This is a genomic window from Roseibium sp., from assembly GCF_025698965.1.
In the GTDB taxonomy this organism is placed as follows: domain Bacteria; phylum Pseudomonadota; class Alphaproteobacteria; order Rhizobiales; family Stappiaceae; genus Roseibium.
On sequence record NZ_JAILWL010000087.1, the window covers coordinates 1 to 16,215 of the forward strand.

Consider the following 16,215-nt stretch of genomic DNA (forward strand, 5'->3'; position numbering starts at 1 on the left):
AGAAAGGCAAATCCCAGGTCCGGGTACTTGAGTTCCTTGCGCACCACCAGGCCGCACACGCCGACGGGTTGGCGAGTTTCTTTCAGTTCCACCAGCCAAAGTCCGACACCATGAGCCGCGAACCGCGCAAGTGTTTTGGTCTTGATATAGGTGGCTGCGTCATCTTCTGACGCAAGACCGTGATCGGCAATGAAGCGGTGGTAGTCCGGTTCATTCATCAGCTTCAGATAAAATTCGGCGTCGCTGGCGGTCGGGAGACGGAAGCGGAGCCGGTCGCTGGACGGATAAGGACCAAGGGGGAAACTCAAGCAGAATCGTCCTTTTCTATCAGCGCTTTGGTTCGCAACGCTATGTCCGGAACAGCGTCAAATTGTTCTTTTTCCGGGCTTTTGCAAAGGTCGTAAATAACGCAGCGCCAGCAGTCCGGCTTGCGGGCCTTGCAGATATAGCGCCCGTGCAGGATCAGCCAGTGGTGAGCGTGGAGGGCAAATTCTGGTGGAACGGCTTTTTCCATGGCCTTCTCAACATCAAGCGGTGTCTTGCCGGGCGCAATCCCGATCCTGTTGCCAAGTCGGAACAAGTGCGTGTCGACCGCTATGGTGTGATGTCCGAAGAAAATGTTGAGGACGACATTGGCTGTCTTTCGGCCGACGCCGGGAAGGTTTTCAAGGGCTTCCCTGTCTTCCGGAACTTCGCCGCCATGATCACGGATGAGCTGTTCGGACAGAAGAATGACGTTTTTGGCCTTGTTCTTGTAAAGACCGATTGTCCTGATTTCCTCCCGCACCTTGTCCTCACCAAGCGCGACCATTTTCTCCGGCGTATCGGCAATCTGAAACAGGTGCTTGGTGGCCCTGTTCACCCCGACATCGGTCGCCTGCGCGGACAATACAACGGCGACCAGAAGCGTGAACGCGTTGACGTAATCCAGCTCACCCTTGGGTTCCGGGTTGTCCGCGTGAAATCTTTGAAAGATCGCATAGGTCTCTGCCCTGCTGTAGCGGGATCGTTTCAGAACCTTGCCGGGATTGTCGACGGAAGGTGCCTTTTTGCGGGTCTGCTTCGGTTTTGCAGAACGCGTGGGATTTTTGCGTGTCGCCGGGCTCTTTGCTTGGGTCATCTTCTCTCTATAATCATTCCCTATGAGGCAGAACAATCCGAAACCCGATAATTTTGACAATTTGGGCGAAGGCGAGAAGCCGTTTTTCTCAGCCGTGCTGACCCCTTACCGGTCTCTCGGTCCAAACGGGTTTATGATCCTGATGGTATGTTTCGGAGCCGTCAGTTTCGCTGCGGGTCTTTTGTTCTGGCGCATCGGTGCCTGGCCGGTCTTCGGATTCTTCGGGTTGGACATTGGCCTGCTCTGGTTTGCGTTTCATATGAACTATCGTTCAGCGAAAACTTTTGAAGAAGTCGTGGTTTCCCGCAGTGAAATCGTGCTCCGCAAGGTTGGTCCAGGAAAGCGTCATCGTGAATTCCGCTTCAATCCCGCCTGGGTTCGCCTCACGGTCGATCGGATTGAGGACGAGGGTGTCGTCAAGATCACTCTGACCAGCCGCGGCGAGGCCGTTGATCTTGGGAATTTCCTCAATCCGGATGACAGAACCAGTTTTGCCGGTGCCATCGCCAATGCCCTTTCTGTGGCGAAGTCTGGCGGCATATAAGCTAAGCCCGCTCTTCGACAGCTGCCGGCTGGACGCGCAGCGTTGCCAGCACAACAACAAGTGCTGCGATTGACGAACACGCCGCGACATAGAGTACGGTCTTGAAGTCGGTCGCACTGGCGATGAAGCCCATGGAGACACTGCCGATCATGCCTCCCAGAAACAGGCTATTGACATAGACGGCAGTCGCACGGCCGGGCCGGTCGGGCGCAAAGCTCTGTACGAAGCTGATCGAAACACCAGCAAAGAGCCCGTAGTAAGTGCCTTCAAGCACGGATATGGCGATGACGTGCCAGACTTCGGTCACCTGGGCGAACAGATACATGCTTATGGCGGCAAGACACGAGGCGATCAGCAGAACCTGCCGGATCCCGATCCGTTCTGCCAGGTATACCGAGCCGAAAATCACGAAGATTTCGACCAGACATTTGACGGACAATGACAGACCAGGCGTCGATCCGGGCAGACCTGTTTCCTGAACGAAGAACAAGGGCATTGCAGAGACGAACAGCGTATTGGTAATCACAAATCCCAGGCAGATGAGACCGGCAATCATCAGTCCCCAGTTGATGGGGCTGTCCTCGTCGTTTGATTTCGGCTTGCGAATGGATCTGAAATCGCGCGGGATAACCACAGATCCGAGCAGCAGGTAAACAAGGCCGACGCCAAATGCGGTCGCAAAGGCGATCGAAAAACCAAACTGGGCAACCAATGTAAACGAAGCTGCGGGTCCGATCATCCATGCCAACGAGACTGTCATGCGAAGCCAGGAGTTGATTTTGGTAACGTCGAGTTCGTTTTTCTCCGAATAGACACGGCAGAACGTAAATATTGTGCCCGTTCCCATATTGCTCAGGCTCATCAGCGGCGCAATCAGCAGGATCAGCATCATAAGGTTTGAAATCTGAGTGAGCAGGGCTGTGGCTGTGATGAACGCGAATATCGAAATCAACAACAGACGCTTGACCAGAAAACCGTGATCCAGCCGCTCTCCTGCCCAGCGGTTGGCAGCCAGGGTGAGCGGCATCAGAAGTCCCGTGTAAAGGCCCACCTGCCAGGGTTCTGAATTCAGTCCCTCGACAATAAAGAAACTCATCATCGGAACGAGCGCCGATGCACCAAGGCTGTTGGTGAACTGCAGCACCAGGATCAACACCACCTGGCGAGGCAGCTTTGGCAAGGAAATCATGAAAGGAAACCTGACGGCGAAAAAGAAGCAGATGCGGATGTTAAGTCGGAAGGTTTGACCTGTCACGCAAAAAGGGTTTTTGCGCAGCAGTCCACCATCGGTTGAACAAGTTCCGGTCAGTCTCTTTTTCAGCGCAGATTTCAATCTCCAAACCTGAAGGAAATTTATTCGGTTTGCTCATCTTCTGTTCAGATTCGGAACTTTATATCGTTGAATTCTCTTATGTTTCTCATGTCGAAATCCTCTTCGTCGTTTCTTGCATTCAGCCGGTAAAGAGGGTTTTGGATAGTTCAGGTTATCTAGATCAATGAAGTCATGTCTTGGAATCGTCCTCGCGGCCCTGGCTGTCGCCAGTCTCGGTGGCTGTGCAGCTGTGACGAAGGAGCAATGCGTTGCCGGCGATTGGGCCGACCTCGGGAACGCGCACGCTTCCGTCGGTAAGCCTGCAGACCATCTTGACGAAGTCGTCAAAAGCTGCGGAAAACACGGCATAACCCCCGACACCAGGGCATATCTTTCAGGCTGGAACCAGGGACTTCAAAACTACTGCACACCTCTGAACGGGTTCACGCTTGGCAAACAGAACAAGCAAAGGTCCTCGATCTGTCCACCGCAAATGGCCAACGGTTTCAATCAGGCCTATCAGCTTGGAAACGTGATCTGGAAAGCAAATGACCGGGTCAGTCAGGCGGAATCGAAAATTCTCTCGTTGGAGAACACGGTCGACGCGCTGAACGACAAGCTTCACGACACCAAATGCAAGGACAAAAAGAAGGACGATCTGAAGGATTGTCGCAGGAAACGCAGGAGGCTTCGCGACGATCTGAGCGATGCCGAATATGACCTGGACGCCGCGCGCTACGACCTGGACGATGTCCGGGCCGAAGCCGAATTCGTTTCTGCAAGCATCAACGTCGAAGCAGCCAGGCTCTTTGCCTGGTGACGCCGGTGTTGCTTGCCTTCAGGTTTCGGCATCCCTCTCCTTCTTGAGTGTCTTCAGCCTGTACAAAGCTTCCAGTGCATCGCGTGGGGTCATGTCGTCCGGGTCAATTTCCTGCAGTGCTTCCAGAATGGGATCCGGTTCTACGGGTGTGGCCGCGCTGGGCGGACTTGGTGTGAGGCTGGCAAAAAGCGGCAATTCGTCGATCAGGGTTTCGGAAGGCGAATTCCGGTCCTGCTCTTCCAGCTGAGTGAGCACCTGCCTGGACCGTTCGACCACCATCGAGGGAAGCCCGGCCAGCTTTGCCACCTGAATACCGTAGGATCGGTCCGCGGCGCCCGGGACGATCTCATGCAGGAAAATGACATCGCCTTTCCACTCCTTTACCGAAACGGTCGCATTGGAAAGCCTGTCGAGTTTGGCCGAAAGGGCGGTCAGTTCGTGGTAGTGGGTCGCAAACAGCGCACGGGATCTGTTGACCTCATGCAGATGCTCGATTGTTGCCCAGGCGATTGACAATCCGTCAAAGGTAGCGGTTCCGCGGCCGATCTCGTCAAGAATGACCAGCGACCGGTCGCCGGCCTGGTTGAGAATGGCGGCTGTTTCGACCATTTCGACCATGAAAGTGGAACGTCCGCGCGCCAGATCGTCTGCTGCGCCAACGCGGGAAAACAGCCGGTCGACGACACCAATATGCGCGTTTGTTGCCGGAACGAAGGCTCCCATCTGTGCCAGCACGGCAATCAAGGCATTCTGCCTGAGGAAGGTCGACTTACCCGCCATGTTCGGACCGGTGATCAGCCAGATGTGGCCGATTTCCTCGGAACTGTCCGGCCCAAGATTGGCGTCGTTGGCAACAAAGCTGTCGCCACCGGATTTTCTGAGCGCCTGTTCAACGACCGGGTGCCGTCCGCCCTTGATATCGAATGCGCGGCTGTCATCCACGACAGGGCGGGTGTAGTTTTCTTCCTGCGCGAGTTTTGCCAGCGCCGCCGAAACGTCCAGGATGCTGAGGCCTTGTGCCGCGGCCTTGATCGCCTCTCCGGCGTCGATGATTGCCTGACCCAGCCGGTCGAAGACGTCCAGCTCGATTGAGAGCGCCCGTTCCCCGGCACTGGCGATCTTGGATTCCAGATCCGCCAGTTCCGTGGTTGTGAAGCGCATCGCCCCGGCCATGGTCTGCCGGTGAATGAAGCGGGCCGGATCGGCAGTCAGCTTTTCCGTTTGTGCGGTCGGTGCTTCGATGAACCAGCCGAGAACGTTGTTGTGTTTGATTTTCAGGGATCGAAGGCCCAATTCCTCGGAATACTCGGCCTGAAGCTTGGCAATCACCTTGCGACTTTCGTCCCTTAAGGACCGCAATTCATCGAGATCGGAATTGTAGCCGGTGGCGACGAAGCCTCCGTCGCGCTTCAAAAGCGGTGGCTCTTCCTTGATTGCGGCGACAAGTTCAGCGCCGAGGTCATGCGGCGCCTGTTCAAGACTTGCCCGCGCAGCGGCGATTTCAGCGGGAATGTCGCTGGTGCCGGATGTTGTCTGATCGAGTACGGCGCGTGCAGCAGACAGACCCTGCGCGACCGACAGGATGTCCCGGGGACCTCCACGGTTGAGCGCAATGCGCGACAAGGCGCGAGCCATATCCGGCGCGCCTTTCAGCGTCTGGCGAAGGCCTTCGCGCATGATCTCGTTGTCGAGAAAAAAGGCGACGGCGTCGTGCCTGTGGTGAATGGCAACCACATTGACCAGCGGCCCGGCCAGACGGCTGGCGAGAAGCCGGGATCCTCCGCCCGTAACCGTCCTGTCGATGGTTGCCAGAAGCGAGCCCTGTTTCTCACCCGCCAGCGTCCTGGACAATTCCGCACCGGCTTCCCGAACCGGTGGATCCAGGGGTGGGCGTTCGCCGAGCTGGGTTTTTTCGATATAGGACAGAATTCCCGCGGCAGCGGAAAGCTCGGCACGGCTGAAGGTTCCGAAGCCGTCGAGCGTTTTCACTCCGAAGTAATGCGCCAGACGATCCGTTGCCGTTGAGCTGTCGAAAAAGGCGCGCGGCACGGGAGACAGCGCGCCGCCCGCCTGCTCGGCGATCAGACGCAGGTCGCTTTCCTGCAGCAGGTTGTCCGCCAGGATCAGCTCCTTGGGTGACACTTGCGCAAGATCGGCCGCCAGGCGCTGGTGGTCGGTTTCCGAAACCTGGAAGGAACCGGTCGACATGTCGATCCAGGCCAGACCATAGACCGCGTCACCGCTCAGGGACCCGCCCTTTAGGCGGGTCAACGCCATCAGGAAATTGTTTGCACCGGCATCCAAAAGCCGTTCTTCGGTCAGCGTTCCGGGGGTTACGAGACGCACCACGTCGCGCCGGACCACCGATTTGGATCCGCGTTTCTTTGCTTCTGCCGGATCCTCCGTCTGCTCGCACACGGATACGCGATGTCCGAGCGCGATCAGTTTCTGGAGATAATCGTCGGCGGCGTGGACGGGAACGCCGCACATCGGGATATCCGCACCCTGATGTTTGCCCCGTTTGGTCAGTGTGATGCCGAGTGCACGAGCAGCGACTTCGGCATCGTCGAAAAACAATTCATAGAAATCGCCCATCCGGTAAAACAGGAGGCTGTCCGGGTTGGCGGTTTTGATCTCGATAAACTGAGCCATCATCGGCGTGACTTTGGTATCCGCCGGGGCTGTCTTTTGCGCGCTTTGTCCACTCATGACCGATACGTACCAAACCTGCAGCGGCATTCCACAAAAGGGTTATGTGATCTTGGGTTGAGGCTTCATTTTCCAGGGGATAAGGTCGGTCTTCCGCCTCAGTTAGAGCGTGATCAAGAGGAAACGCCCGCGTCATGTCCGCCGAAAAAAAATCGTCTAAAACCAACGTCAGCTTTACCGATCAGGAAGCCCTTCAGTTTCACCAGGAGGGAAGGCCCGGCAAGCTGGAGATTACGCCCACCAAACCCATGGCGACACAACGCGACCTTTCGCTGGCCTATTCGCCGGGTGTGGCGGTACCGGTGCGGGCGATTGCCGACGATCCGAGCCGAGCCTATGACTATACGACCAAGGGCAATCTTGTCGCGGTGATTTCCAACGGTACCGCCATTCTGGGTCTCGGCAATCTTGGCGCTCTTGCGTCCAAGCCGGTAATGGAAGGCAAGTCCGTCCTCTTCAAGCGTTTTGCCGACGTGGATTCCATCGATCTTGAAGTCGACACGCAGGAAGTCGAGGAGTTTATCAACTCGGTCCGCTATCTTGGCCCGTCCTTCGGCGGCATCAATCTGGAAGATATCAAGGCGCCGGACTGCTTCATTATCGAGCAACGCTTGCGCGAGCTGATGGATATTCCGGTCTTTCATGATGATCAGCATGGAACTGCAATCATTGCCGCTGCCGGCCTGATCAACGCCCTGCACCTGACCGGCCGGGACATGAAAGATACCAAGGTTGTCTGCAACGGCGCGGGTGCTGCCGGAATCGCCTGTATCGAACTGGTCAAGGCGATGGGGGTTCCTCACGACAACATCACGCTCTGCGATACCAAGGGTGTCATCTACAAGGGCCGCTCCGAGGGGATGAATCAGTGGAAGTCGGCTCACGCGATCGAAACCGACAACCGGTCGCTTTATGACGCGTTGAAAGGGGCCGACGTTTTTTTTGGAGTGTCGGTGAAGGGTGCTCTGACACCGGACATGCTGCGCGTCATGGCGCCGAACCCGATCATTTTTGCGATGGCCAATCCGGACCCGGAAATCACTCCGGAGGAAGCTGCCGAAGTGCGCGACGATGCCATCGTTGCGACAGGACGTTCGGATTATCCGAACCAGGTCAACAACGTCCTCGGCTTTCCCTATATCTTCCGAGGTGCGCTGGACGTTCAGGCGACCACCATCAATGACGACATGAAAGTGGCCTGTGCACGGGCTCTGGCCGAACTTGCCCGCGAGGAAGTGCCCGATGAGGTAGCAGCCGCCTATCGAGGCAACCGGCCGAAATTCGGACCGGAATACATCATTCCGGTGCCGTTCGACCCTCGCCTTATCCACGCTATCCCGCCCGCAGTTGCCCAGGCAGCGATGGACTCCGGCGTTGCCAAGCGCCCGATTGTCGACATGGAGGCGTATAAGCACCAGCTTTCCGCTCGTCGGGATCCGGTTGCGGGAACCTTGCAACGTATTTTCTCCAAGGTTCGTCAGCAGCCGAAGCGGGTTGTCTTTGCCGAGGGCGAGGAAGAGCCGGTGATCCGCGCTGCGGCCAGTTTCGTGTCGCAAGGCCTGGGCGAAGCAATCCTGATCGGCCGCGAAGACGAAATCCAATCCATGGCCCATCAGGCCGGGATCGATATCGACCGGCCGGGACTGTCCATCCAGAACGCGCGACTTTCCGACAGGAATGCCGATTACGCGCAATATCTCTATGGCCGTATGCAGCGTCGGGGTTATCTGCTGCGCGATTGCCAGCGCATGGTCAACAATGACCGGAACTACTGGGGCGCCATCATGGTGGCGCGCGGTGATGCCGATGCCATGGTCACCGGCCTGACTCGGAACTATTCCGTCGCGCTCGATACCGTGAAGGCAACCATCGATCCGAAGCCGGGGCACCGGGTCATCGGTGTCAACCTGGCGCTCGCACGTGGACGAACGGTTCTGATCGCCGACACAGCTGTGATCGACATGCCGAATTCCGAAGAACTGGCCGATATTGCAGAAGAAGCGGCGCACGTCGCGCGCAAGCTTGGATATGAACCGCGGGTCGCCATGCTGGCCTATTCCACCTTCGGACATCCGAAAGGGGAGCGCTCGGAAAAGGTCATCGAGGCGGTCAAGATTCTGGATCGCCGCCGCGTCGATTTTGAATATGACGGTGACATGGCCGCCGATGTCGCGCTCAACATGGACCGTATGTCCGCCTACCCGTTCTGCCGCCTGTCCGGTCCTGCCAATGTGCTGGTCATGCCGGCATTCCACTCCGCATCCATTTCCACAAAGATGCTGCAGGAATTGGGTGGCGCGACCGTGATCGGCCCGCTTCTGGTCGGTTTCGACAAACCGATCCAGATCCTTCCGCTGGGTGCAAAGGACAGCGACATCGTCAACATGGCCGCCATCGCGGCGTTCAATGTGACGTGATGAACGGATGCTGAATGTGTCGGACGTCTAAACGTTCTGGGCTCTCCGGTCCCGGATCTTCGCTTCGCTCCGTCCGGGATGACGATGGATAGGATCATTCAACTCCAGCCGTCGTCATCCGGCCAGGCGTAGCGCGTGCCGGGATCGAAGAGCCAAATACCCCTCTAAAAGATTGATCACTGACCAACGGGTCTCGCACTCCGACGTCTCGTTCATGCGGCGTGTGCGCAAAGAAGGGCTACTATCCCGCCACCCGTTCCAATTGCCCGGGAAGTGTAAGATCCGTGAACCAGGCCCGAAGCGTTTCGCAATAGAGCTCCGGGTCCCGCGCTAGCCAGCCATGGCCGAGCTTTGGGATGACGCGCGCCTCACAGTTCGGCATCCGTTCTTGAAAGACCGGTAAAGAGGCTTTGACCGCCGGGTGTTCCTTTTCCCCGGTAAGCACGAGCGTGCGCGTTGAAACGCGGCTCAGCTCGTTTGAGACATCGAAATCCAGTGCAAGCCTGCTGATTTTCCGCATTGTGGCGGCAGATGCGTTTGGCCGGCCGTTGTGACTGATTAGTCCAATGTTGGAGACACCCATGGATCGCGCCATTTTCTCGCGTGTCCTTTTTGAGTTCATCATCCAGGAAGACACATGCATCATTGCGCGCATAATGGCCGGGGCTTCAATCCTGTCATGTTGAAAGCCGCTCAACACTGCGTTTTCAACGAGATCGGAATGCCGCATCATGAGATGAAAACCGATATAGGACCCCATCGAAAGACCTGCGATGTTCACGGGAGAAGCGCCGGTCTTGGCAGCGACTTCTGCAACAGCATCGCTTGCGTCGGCAAAATCTGTCACCGGAATGTTCCGGGAACGGCCATGACCAGGCAAGTCGGGACATACGCAGTTAAAGTCGGGAAGCAATCCTGCAACCTCCTCCCACATGCGCCCGTCGAACCCGCCGGGATGCAAGAAGAGGATGATTGGCAGCCCGGCATTCGATTGTTTGAAATGCAGCATTTTGCGTGCTCGTGACGTTCGGGGGGATGATCACTCAGGCTTGTAGCCCATGTTGCCGAAGAAGTGCTGTCAAATTTCGACCGGGGGATCTGATACTCTGGACGAGCGGACATGCCGGACTATTTGATCTTTCTTCTTTGACAAACACCTTCCTTCCGGCGATACCTCGAAACCATGTCTGAGATTATTGTCAAAATCTGTGGTCTGAGCACCGAGGACACCATGGAAACCGCGCTGGATGCCGGTGCAGACATGGTCGGCCTGATGTTTTTTCCGAAAAGCCCGCGTCACGTGTCGCTGAGCCAGGCGTGCAGGCTGGCCGACATGGCCCGTGGCCGAGCGGAAATCGTCGCGGTGACCGTCAACATGGACCTCGACGGCTTGTCGCGGATCAAGGAAGTGGTCAATCCGGACACGTTCCAGTTTCACGGCAGCGAAGCGCCGGAAGCCTGCGCCGCGGCGAAAGTGATGCACGGAACCAAACTCATGAAGGCCGTTTCCGTGTCCGAAAAATCGGATCTGGAGCAGGCACATTATTATTCCGTTGTTGCCGACCGGATCCTGTTTGACGCCAAACCGCCCAAGGGATCCGATCTGCCGGGCGGCAATGGTGTTTCCTATGACTGGACGATGCTGAAAGACCTTGACCTCAAGAAGCCCTTTATGCTTTCGGGAGGCCTCGATCCAGACAATGTTGCCGACGCCATCCGGTTGAGCGGCACCAGGGAAGTCGACGTTTCTTCCGGCGTTGAAAGCGCGAAGGGCGTCAAGGACAACGATCTTATTCGCGCTTTTATGGCCGCCGCCAAAAGCGCCTGATTTCCGGGTTAAGGAGTATACGCGTGAACGATATGGCGAACAGCATCCGGACCGGTCCGGACGATCGCGGGCATTTCGGTATTTTCGGCGGTCGCTATGTCGCCGAAACCCTGATGCCGCTGATCCTGGATCTGGAACAGCACTACAAGGATGCCAAGAACGACCCGGCATTCCAGGCCGAAATCGAAACGCTTAACAAGCATTACACCGGTCGACCGTCGCCGCTCTATTTCGCTGAGCGCCTGACGGAGGAGCTTGGTGGTGCCAAAATCTATTTCAAGCGCGACGAGCTGAACCACACCGGGTCGCACAAGATCAACAACTGCCTGGGTCAGATCCTGCTCGCCAAACGTATGGGCAAGACCCGCATCATTGCTGAAACCGGGGCTGGACAGCATGGTGTGGCCACGGCAACCGTCTGTGCACGTTTCGGACTGCCCTGTGTGGTCTATATGGGCGCAACCGATGTCGAACGGCAGAAACCGAACGTCTTCCGGATGAAGCTCCTGGGTGCGGAAATTGTGCCCGTGACCGCAGGTGCCGGTACGCTCAAGGACGCCATGAACGAGGCGCTGCGCGACTGGGTCACCAATGTCGACAGCACTTACTACCTGATTGGCACCGCCGCCGGTCCGCATCCCTATCCCGAACTTGTACGCGATTTCCAGTCGGTGATCGGCAAGGAACTGCGTGAGCAGATGATGGAAGCCGAAGGGCGGTTGCCGGATACGTTGGTCGCCGCCGTTGGAGGCGGATCCAATGCCATCGGCCTGTTCCATCCCTTCCTTGATGACAAGGCAGTCCAGATCATTGGGGTCGAAGCGGGTGGTCACGGCCTGGAAGGCGAAGAACATTGCGCTTCGTTGACCGCCGGCAAGCCGGGGGTTTTGCATGGCAATCGGACTTACCTGTTGCAGGATGACGACGGCCAGATCCTCGAAGGCCATTCGATATCGGCCGGTCTCGATTATCCGGGCATCGGACCGGAACACTCCTGGCTGAAGGAAATCGGCCGTGTTGAATACGTCCCGATCATGGACACTGAAGCACTGGAGGCCTTCCAGTTGCTGACACGTGTCGAAGGCATCATTCCGGCTCTTGAGCCGTCCCATGCCCTTGCTCATGTGGTCAAGATCGCTCCGCAGATGGATAAGGATCAGATTATTGTCATGAACCTGTGTGGACGCGGCGACAAGGATGTTTTCGCGGTCGGGCAGATGCTGGGATTTGATCTTTAGACGAAGATCATGAGTATTAATGTATATGAACCGTGCGCTGTTGAAGCGCGCGGTTTTTATTTTGTGATCGGTTTGCTGGTCAGAACGGCTTGAAGGAATTGTTGCCGGCCACGGGCATCCAGGTTCTCTGCCTGTTTCAGCAACGCGGGGTCAGTCTGATTGCCGGAACCGCTTTCCGCCGATGACCGTGCGGACAATCCGACATTCAGGTCTTTCACGCGGCGCCACAGTTTTTCGCTGAGCGGTGTCGGGGCTGGCTCGAAGAGGGAATGGGCCAATTTCGGCTCCTTTTTCTATTTTGAATTGTCTAAAAATAGGCGCACTTTGTGCGTGTTTGTAGCCATCAATTTCGCAGATCTGCTGAGCCAGCTATGCATTGTTGGGGGTGATAATGTCAGGCTTCCCAAGCTATTCGGCTCCGACATTGCTGCAATGCAAACATGGCTGTTGTGGAAAGCGCTCCATTCCTTAAATTCGAAGCGTAAGAAGTGAGTGCGCTGCACAATCTTCTCGAATTCCCGAAAGGAACATGAAATGGCTTTCGATTTTTTCTCAGGATTTGTTCGTGACGTGCGCGCAGCACGCAGCACCGCCAAAGAAGTCGAGCGTTTGAGCCGCATGAACAACAGCGACTTGGCGCGGCTTGGTCTGGAACGCACCGAAATCTCCAGCTACGCCTACAACAAGCATTTCGGTCGGCGTTGATCCGATTCACGGTCTCACGCTCCTGAAATGGGCTGCCAATCCGGCCTTCTGGTCCGATTGTGGCGTTCTTTGATTGACACAGGCTTGCTCGCTCCCCTACATCGCATTGAGTCCAATTCGAGTATCAGCGCCGTGAGAGCGGCGGCAGGGGTGAAGCTGTATGACGGAAACGCGTATCGACCGCCGTTTTAAAGCCTGTGCGGAAGCCGGCAGACCAGCCTTGGTCACATTTATTACCGCAGGCGATCCGGATCTGCAGACCTCCCAGGAAGTTTTGAATGCGTTGCCCGCCGCGGGCGCCGATGTGATAGAGCTCGGCATGCCGTTTTCCGATCCGATGGCCGAAGGCGTTCCGATCCAGCTGGGCAACCAGCGTGCCCTTGCCGCGGGCCACACCATGGACAAGACCTTGGACATGGTACGGGAGTTTCGCAAGCAGGATGCGGAAACGCCGATCATCCTGATGGGTTATTACAATCCGATCTATGTCCGCGATCCGAAGAAATTCGTGCAGATCGCCAAGGACGCCGGGGTCGACGGGTTCATTATTGTCGATATACCGGCTGAAGCAGATGACGAGCTGTGCATTCCTGCATTGGAAGCCGGACTGAATTTCATCCGCCTTGCAACTCCCACTACCGACGACAAGCGCCTTCCCGCCGTTCTGGCCAATACCTCCGGTTTCGTCTATTACGTCTCTGTGACCGGTATAACCGGTGCCAATATTGCGGATACCGGCCAGGTCGCAACAGCCGTGAACCGCATCAAGGGGCATACGGACCTTCCGGTAGCGGTTGGATTTGGCGTTAAGACCGCCGAACAGGCGGCGGAAATCGGCAAGGATGCCGACGGAGTTGTTGTTGGCTCAGTTCTGGTGAATGCCATCCGTGACAGTCTGGATGAGGCAGGCAAGGGAACGGACAAGACAGTGCAGGCCGTTGTCGATGTTGTCGCCGATCTCGCGTCCGGTTGTGCCCGGGCGCGCTCTGCCTGACCTGAGCAGCCGGATCTGACCTGTCCCATCCGGGCAAATGATCTGGGCTCATTGAATTGAACGAATTCTGGCGGACCCCATATCTCCGCTGATTGCTAACTCGAGTAACGGACGCGTTTGTCGTGAACTGGATCAACTCTATTGTACGCCCCAAGATCCGTGATCTTTGGAAAAAGCGTGAGGTTCCGGAAAACCTTTGGATCAAATGTCCGGAAACCGGTGAAATGGTTTTTCACCGCGATCTGGAAGCAAATCTTTGGGTCATTCCGAATTCCGGCCACCATATGCGCATGCCTGCGCGTAAGCGTCTCGAGGCCTTTTTTGATGATGGCGACTACAAAGAGGTTGAGACACCTGAAGTTCAGGCAGATCCACACAAATTCCGCGATTCCAAGCGCTATACCGACCGGCTGAAAGATGCCCGCTCCAAGTCTGGTGAAAACGAGGCCATTCTTGTCGGTCAGGGCAAGGTCAATGGTGTCGAGATCACTGCCGCGGTCCAGAATTTCGATTTTATTGCCGGTTCGCTTGGCATGGCGGCTGGTGAAGCCATCCTCACCGGTATGCTGAAGGCGGTTGACGACAAGACCCCGTTCGTCATGTTCGCGGCCTCCGGCGGCGCACGCATGCAGGAAGGCATTCTTTCCTTGATGCAGATGCCGCGCACGACTGTCGGCGTTCAGATGCTCCGCGAGGCAGGTCTGCCTTACATTGTGGTCTTGACCAACCCGACCACCGGCGGCGTGTCCGCTTCCTACGCGATGCTGGGCGATGTCCATATCGCTGAACCGGGTGCACAGATCGGCTTCGCCGGACGGCGGGTGATCGAACAAACGGTTCGGGAAAAACTTCCTGATGATTTCCAGACGGCGGAATATCTCCTCGAGCATGGCATGATCGACATGGTGGTGCCGCGCCAGCAGATGAAAGAAACCATCGCCAGGATCTGCGGCATTCTGATGAAGCGTGAAGTTGACCTGCCGAAGCTGGAAGCTCCGCAGGAAACAGAAGCTGCGGAAGAAGTTGAGGCCAAAGCATCTGTGGAAGAACCGGCTAAGGAAGCCGAAGCGGCAACTTAAGTGCCGACCGTCACCTGAATTTGTCGTAAATTCGGTATAACCGGACGATTCAGCGCCGTCTGCTTGTCCAGCAGGCGGCTATATCCTAAACGCGAAACCTACGCGAAACACTGGACAGAGGACCCTTCGGAGGGCGCCTTGGATCAAATCACAAAAATCCTGGATAGGCTGCTGGCCTTGCACCCGAAAGAGATCGATCTCTCGCTCGGGCGTATGCACCGGCTGCTGGATGCACTTGGAAATCCTGAAAGAGCGTTGCCGCCGGTCATTCATATTGCCGGGACGAATGGCAAGGGCTCCGTCACGGCGACTATGCGGGCGATCCTGGAAGCGTCCGGGAAACGCTGCCATGTCTATACCTCTCCGCACCTGGTGTCGTTCAACGAACGGATCCGGTTGGGCACGGATGGCAAATTCGTAACCGACCCTGCGCTGTTCGACGCATTGCATCGTTGTGAAGAGGCAAATGGTGGCGAAGAGATTACGTTTTTCGAGATCACCACGGCTGCAGCACTGCTTTTGTTTGCAGAATATCCTGCCGATGTTTTGCTTCTGGAAGTTGGTCTTGGTGGTCGATTGGACGCGACCAACGTGATTGACGATCCGCTGGCGACAGTAATAACCGCGATTTCAATGGATCATGAAAAGTTCCTTGGAGACGATCTGGCCGAAATCGCAGCTGAGAAAGCCGGCATCATCAAGCCGGGCATTCCGGTGATTTGCGCAAGGCAGGAAGAAACGGCTTTACCTGTCGTGGTGCGTCAGGCAGCACGGAACCGGGCGAGACTGCAGGTCTATGGTCAGGACTTTATCACGCAGACGGATCAGGGCCGCATGACCTTCCAGGACGAGGAAGAACTGATTGATCTGCCTTTGCCGATCCTTGGAGGGGGTCATCAGATTGCCAATGCCGGATTGGCCGTCGCAGCCCTCAAGGTTTCTGGACTTCTGCCGGGTGACGATGTTGTTGCACAAGGCTTGAGATCGGTAAACTGGCCGGGACGCCTGCAGCCCGTCATGCAGGGCCAGCTTCTGGATCTTTGTCCACCGGGTGCCGAAGTCTGGGTCGATGGCGGTCACAATCCGGCTGCCGGTATTTCCGTTGCACAGTTCATGGGGGAGCAGGAAGAGCGCATTCCGCGCCCGCTTTACCTCGTCACGGGCATGTTGACGACCAAGGATCCGGTCGGCTTTTTCCGTCCCTTTGACGGTTTGGTGCGCCACGTAGGCACTGTCCCGATTTCCTCAACAACAACAGCAAGAAGTCCGGAAGACCTCGCAGACCTTGCCCGGTGCGCCGGCTTGGAAGCAACTCCGTTTCCATCACTGGACGCAGCCCTGGCAGATGTGGCAGCTTGTGCCGCAAAGGATGGTGAACCGCCTCGGATCCTGATTTGCGGATCGCTCTATCTTGCCGGAGAAGCCCTTGCCCGGAACGGAACCGCTCCC

General features: G+C 56.7%; 15 protein-coding genes. 9 read left to right on the forward strand and 6 right to left on the reverse strand.

What is annotated here, in order from left to right:
- Together K5905_RS09360 and nth are read right to left on the reverse strand one after the other, a co-directional pair.
- The coding region (locus K5905_RS09360; protein WP_297582854.1) for a GNAT family N-acetyltransferase at positions 1-308 on the reverse strand (308 nt) is incomplete at its 3' end.
- Complete coding sequence (nth, locus tag K5905_RS09365; protein WP_297582855.1) at positions 305-1,120, reverse strand: endonuclease III; 816 nt, start codon at positions 1,118-1,120, stop codon at positions 305-307. The genes nth and K5905_RS09360, both read right to left, overlap by 4 nt.
- Before the next feature lie 22 nt (positions 1,121-1,142).
- Here nth and K5905_RS09370 point away from each other — a divergent pair, with 22 nt between their 5' ends.
- Complete coding sequence (locus K5905_RS09370) at positions 1,143-1,664, forward strand: DUF2244 domain-containing protein (protein WP_297582857.1); 522 nt, start codon at positions 1,143-1,145, stop codon at positions 1,662-1,664.
- A 1-nt stretch (position 1,665) separates the two neighbouring features.
- On the opposite strand, the gene K5905_RS09375 is transcribed toward K5905_RS09370, so the two are convergent.
- Positions 1,666-2,853, reverse strand: coding sequence for an MFS transporter (locus tag K5905_RS09375; protein ID WP_297582859.1), 1,188 nt, complete (start codon positions 2,851-2,853; stop codon positions 1,666-1,668).
- A 307-nt stretch (positions 2,854-3,160) separates the two neighbouring features.
- On the opposite strand from K5905_RS09375, the gene K5905_RS09380 reads away from it, so the two are divergent.
- Positions 3,161-3,796, forward strand: coding sequence for a DUF2799 domain-containing protein (locus K5905_RS09380; protein ID WP_297582861.1), 636 nt, complete (start codon positions 3,161-3,163; stop codon positions 3,794-3,796).
- An 18-nt stretch (positions 3,797-3,814) separates the two neighbouring features.
- Here K5905_RS09380 and mutS read toward each other — a convergent pair whose 3' ends face one another.
- Positions 3,815-6,505: a DNA mismatch repair protein MutS gene (gene mutS, locus K5905_RS09385; RefSeq protein WP_297582863.1), complete on the reverse strand. Its 2,691-nt coding sequence runs from the start codon at positions 6,503-6,505 to the stop codon at positions 3,815-3,817.
- Positions 6,506-6,639: 134 nt separating this feature from the next.
- On the opposite strand from mutS, the gene K5905_RS09390 reads away from it, so the two are divergent.
- On the forward strand, positions 6,640-8,922 hold the full coding sequence (locus tag K5905_RS09390; RefSeq protein WP_297582865.1) for an NADP-dependent malic enzyme: 2,283 nt from the start codon (positions 6,640-6,642) through the stop codon (positions 8,920-8,922).
- A 241-nt stretch (positions 8,923-9,163) separates the two neighbouring features.
- Here the strand turns inward: K5905_RS09390 and K5905_RS09395 are convergent, their stop codons facing one another.
- Positions 9,164-9,931, reverse strand: a complete 768-nt coding sequence (locus K5905_RS09395; RefSeq protein ID WP_297582867.1) for an alpha/beta hydrolase — start codon at positions 9,929-9,931, stop codon at positions 9,164-9,166.
- A 174-nt stretch (positions 9,932-10,105) separates the two neighbouring features.
- Between K5905_RS09395 and K5905_RS09400 the strand changes: the two genes are divergently transcribed.
- Together K5905_RS09400 and trpB are read left to right on the forward strand one after the other, a co-directional pair.
- A complete protein-coding gene (locus K5905_RS09400; RefSeq protein ID WP_297582869.1) occupies positions 10,106-10,750 on the forward strand; it encodes a phosphoribosylanthranilate isomerase in 645 nt (214 codons plus the stop codon).
- Positions 10,751-10,767: 17 nt separating this feature from the next.
- Complete coding sequence (gene trpB / locus K5905_RS09405) at positions 10,768-11,988, forward strand: tryptophan synthase subunit beta (protein ID WP_297582881.1); 1,221 nt, start codon at positions 10,768-10,770, stop codon at positions 11,986-11,988.
- 56 nt (positions 11,989-12,044) lie between these two features.
- On the opposite strand, the gene K5905_RS09410 is transcribed toward trpB, so the two are convergent.
- Entirely contained in the window at positions 12,045-12,266 is a 222-nt protein-coding gene (locus K5905_RS09410) for a hypothetical protein (RefSeq protein ID WP_297582871.1), read from the reverse strand.
- A gap of 256 nt (positions 12,267-12,522) precedes the next feature.
- On the opposite strand from K5905_RS09410, the gene K5905_RS09415 reads away from it, so the two are divergent.
- The 4 genes from K5905_RS09415 to K5905_RS09430 all read left to right on the forward strand — a co-directional run.
- A complete protein-coding gene (locus K5905_RS09415; protein WP_297582873.1) occupies positions 12,523-12,693 on the forward strand; it encodes a hypothetical protein in 171 nt (56 codons plus the stop codon).
- Positions 12,694-12,853: 160 nt separating this feature from the next.
- Positions 12,854-13,687, forward strand: coding sequence for a tryptophan synthase subunit alpha (trpA, locus tag K5905_RS09420; protein ID WP_297582875.1), 834 nt, complete (start codon positions 12,854-12,856; stop codon positions 13,685-13,687).
- A gap of 122 nt (positions 13,688-13,809) precedes the next feature.
- Positions 13,810-14,766, forward strand: coding sequence for an acetyl-CoA carboxylase, carboxyltransferase subunit beta (gene accD, locus K5905_RS09425; RefSeq protein ID WP_297582877.1), 957 nt, complete (start codon positions 13,810-13,812; stop codon positions 14,764-14,766).
- 138 nt (positions 14,767-14,904) lie between these two features.
- The coding region (locus K5905_RS09430; RefSeq protein WP_297582879.1) for a folylpolyglutamate synthase/dihydrofolate synthase family protein at positions 14,905-16,215 on the forward strand (1,311 nt) is incomplete at its 3' end.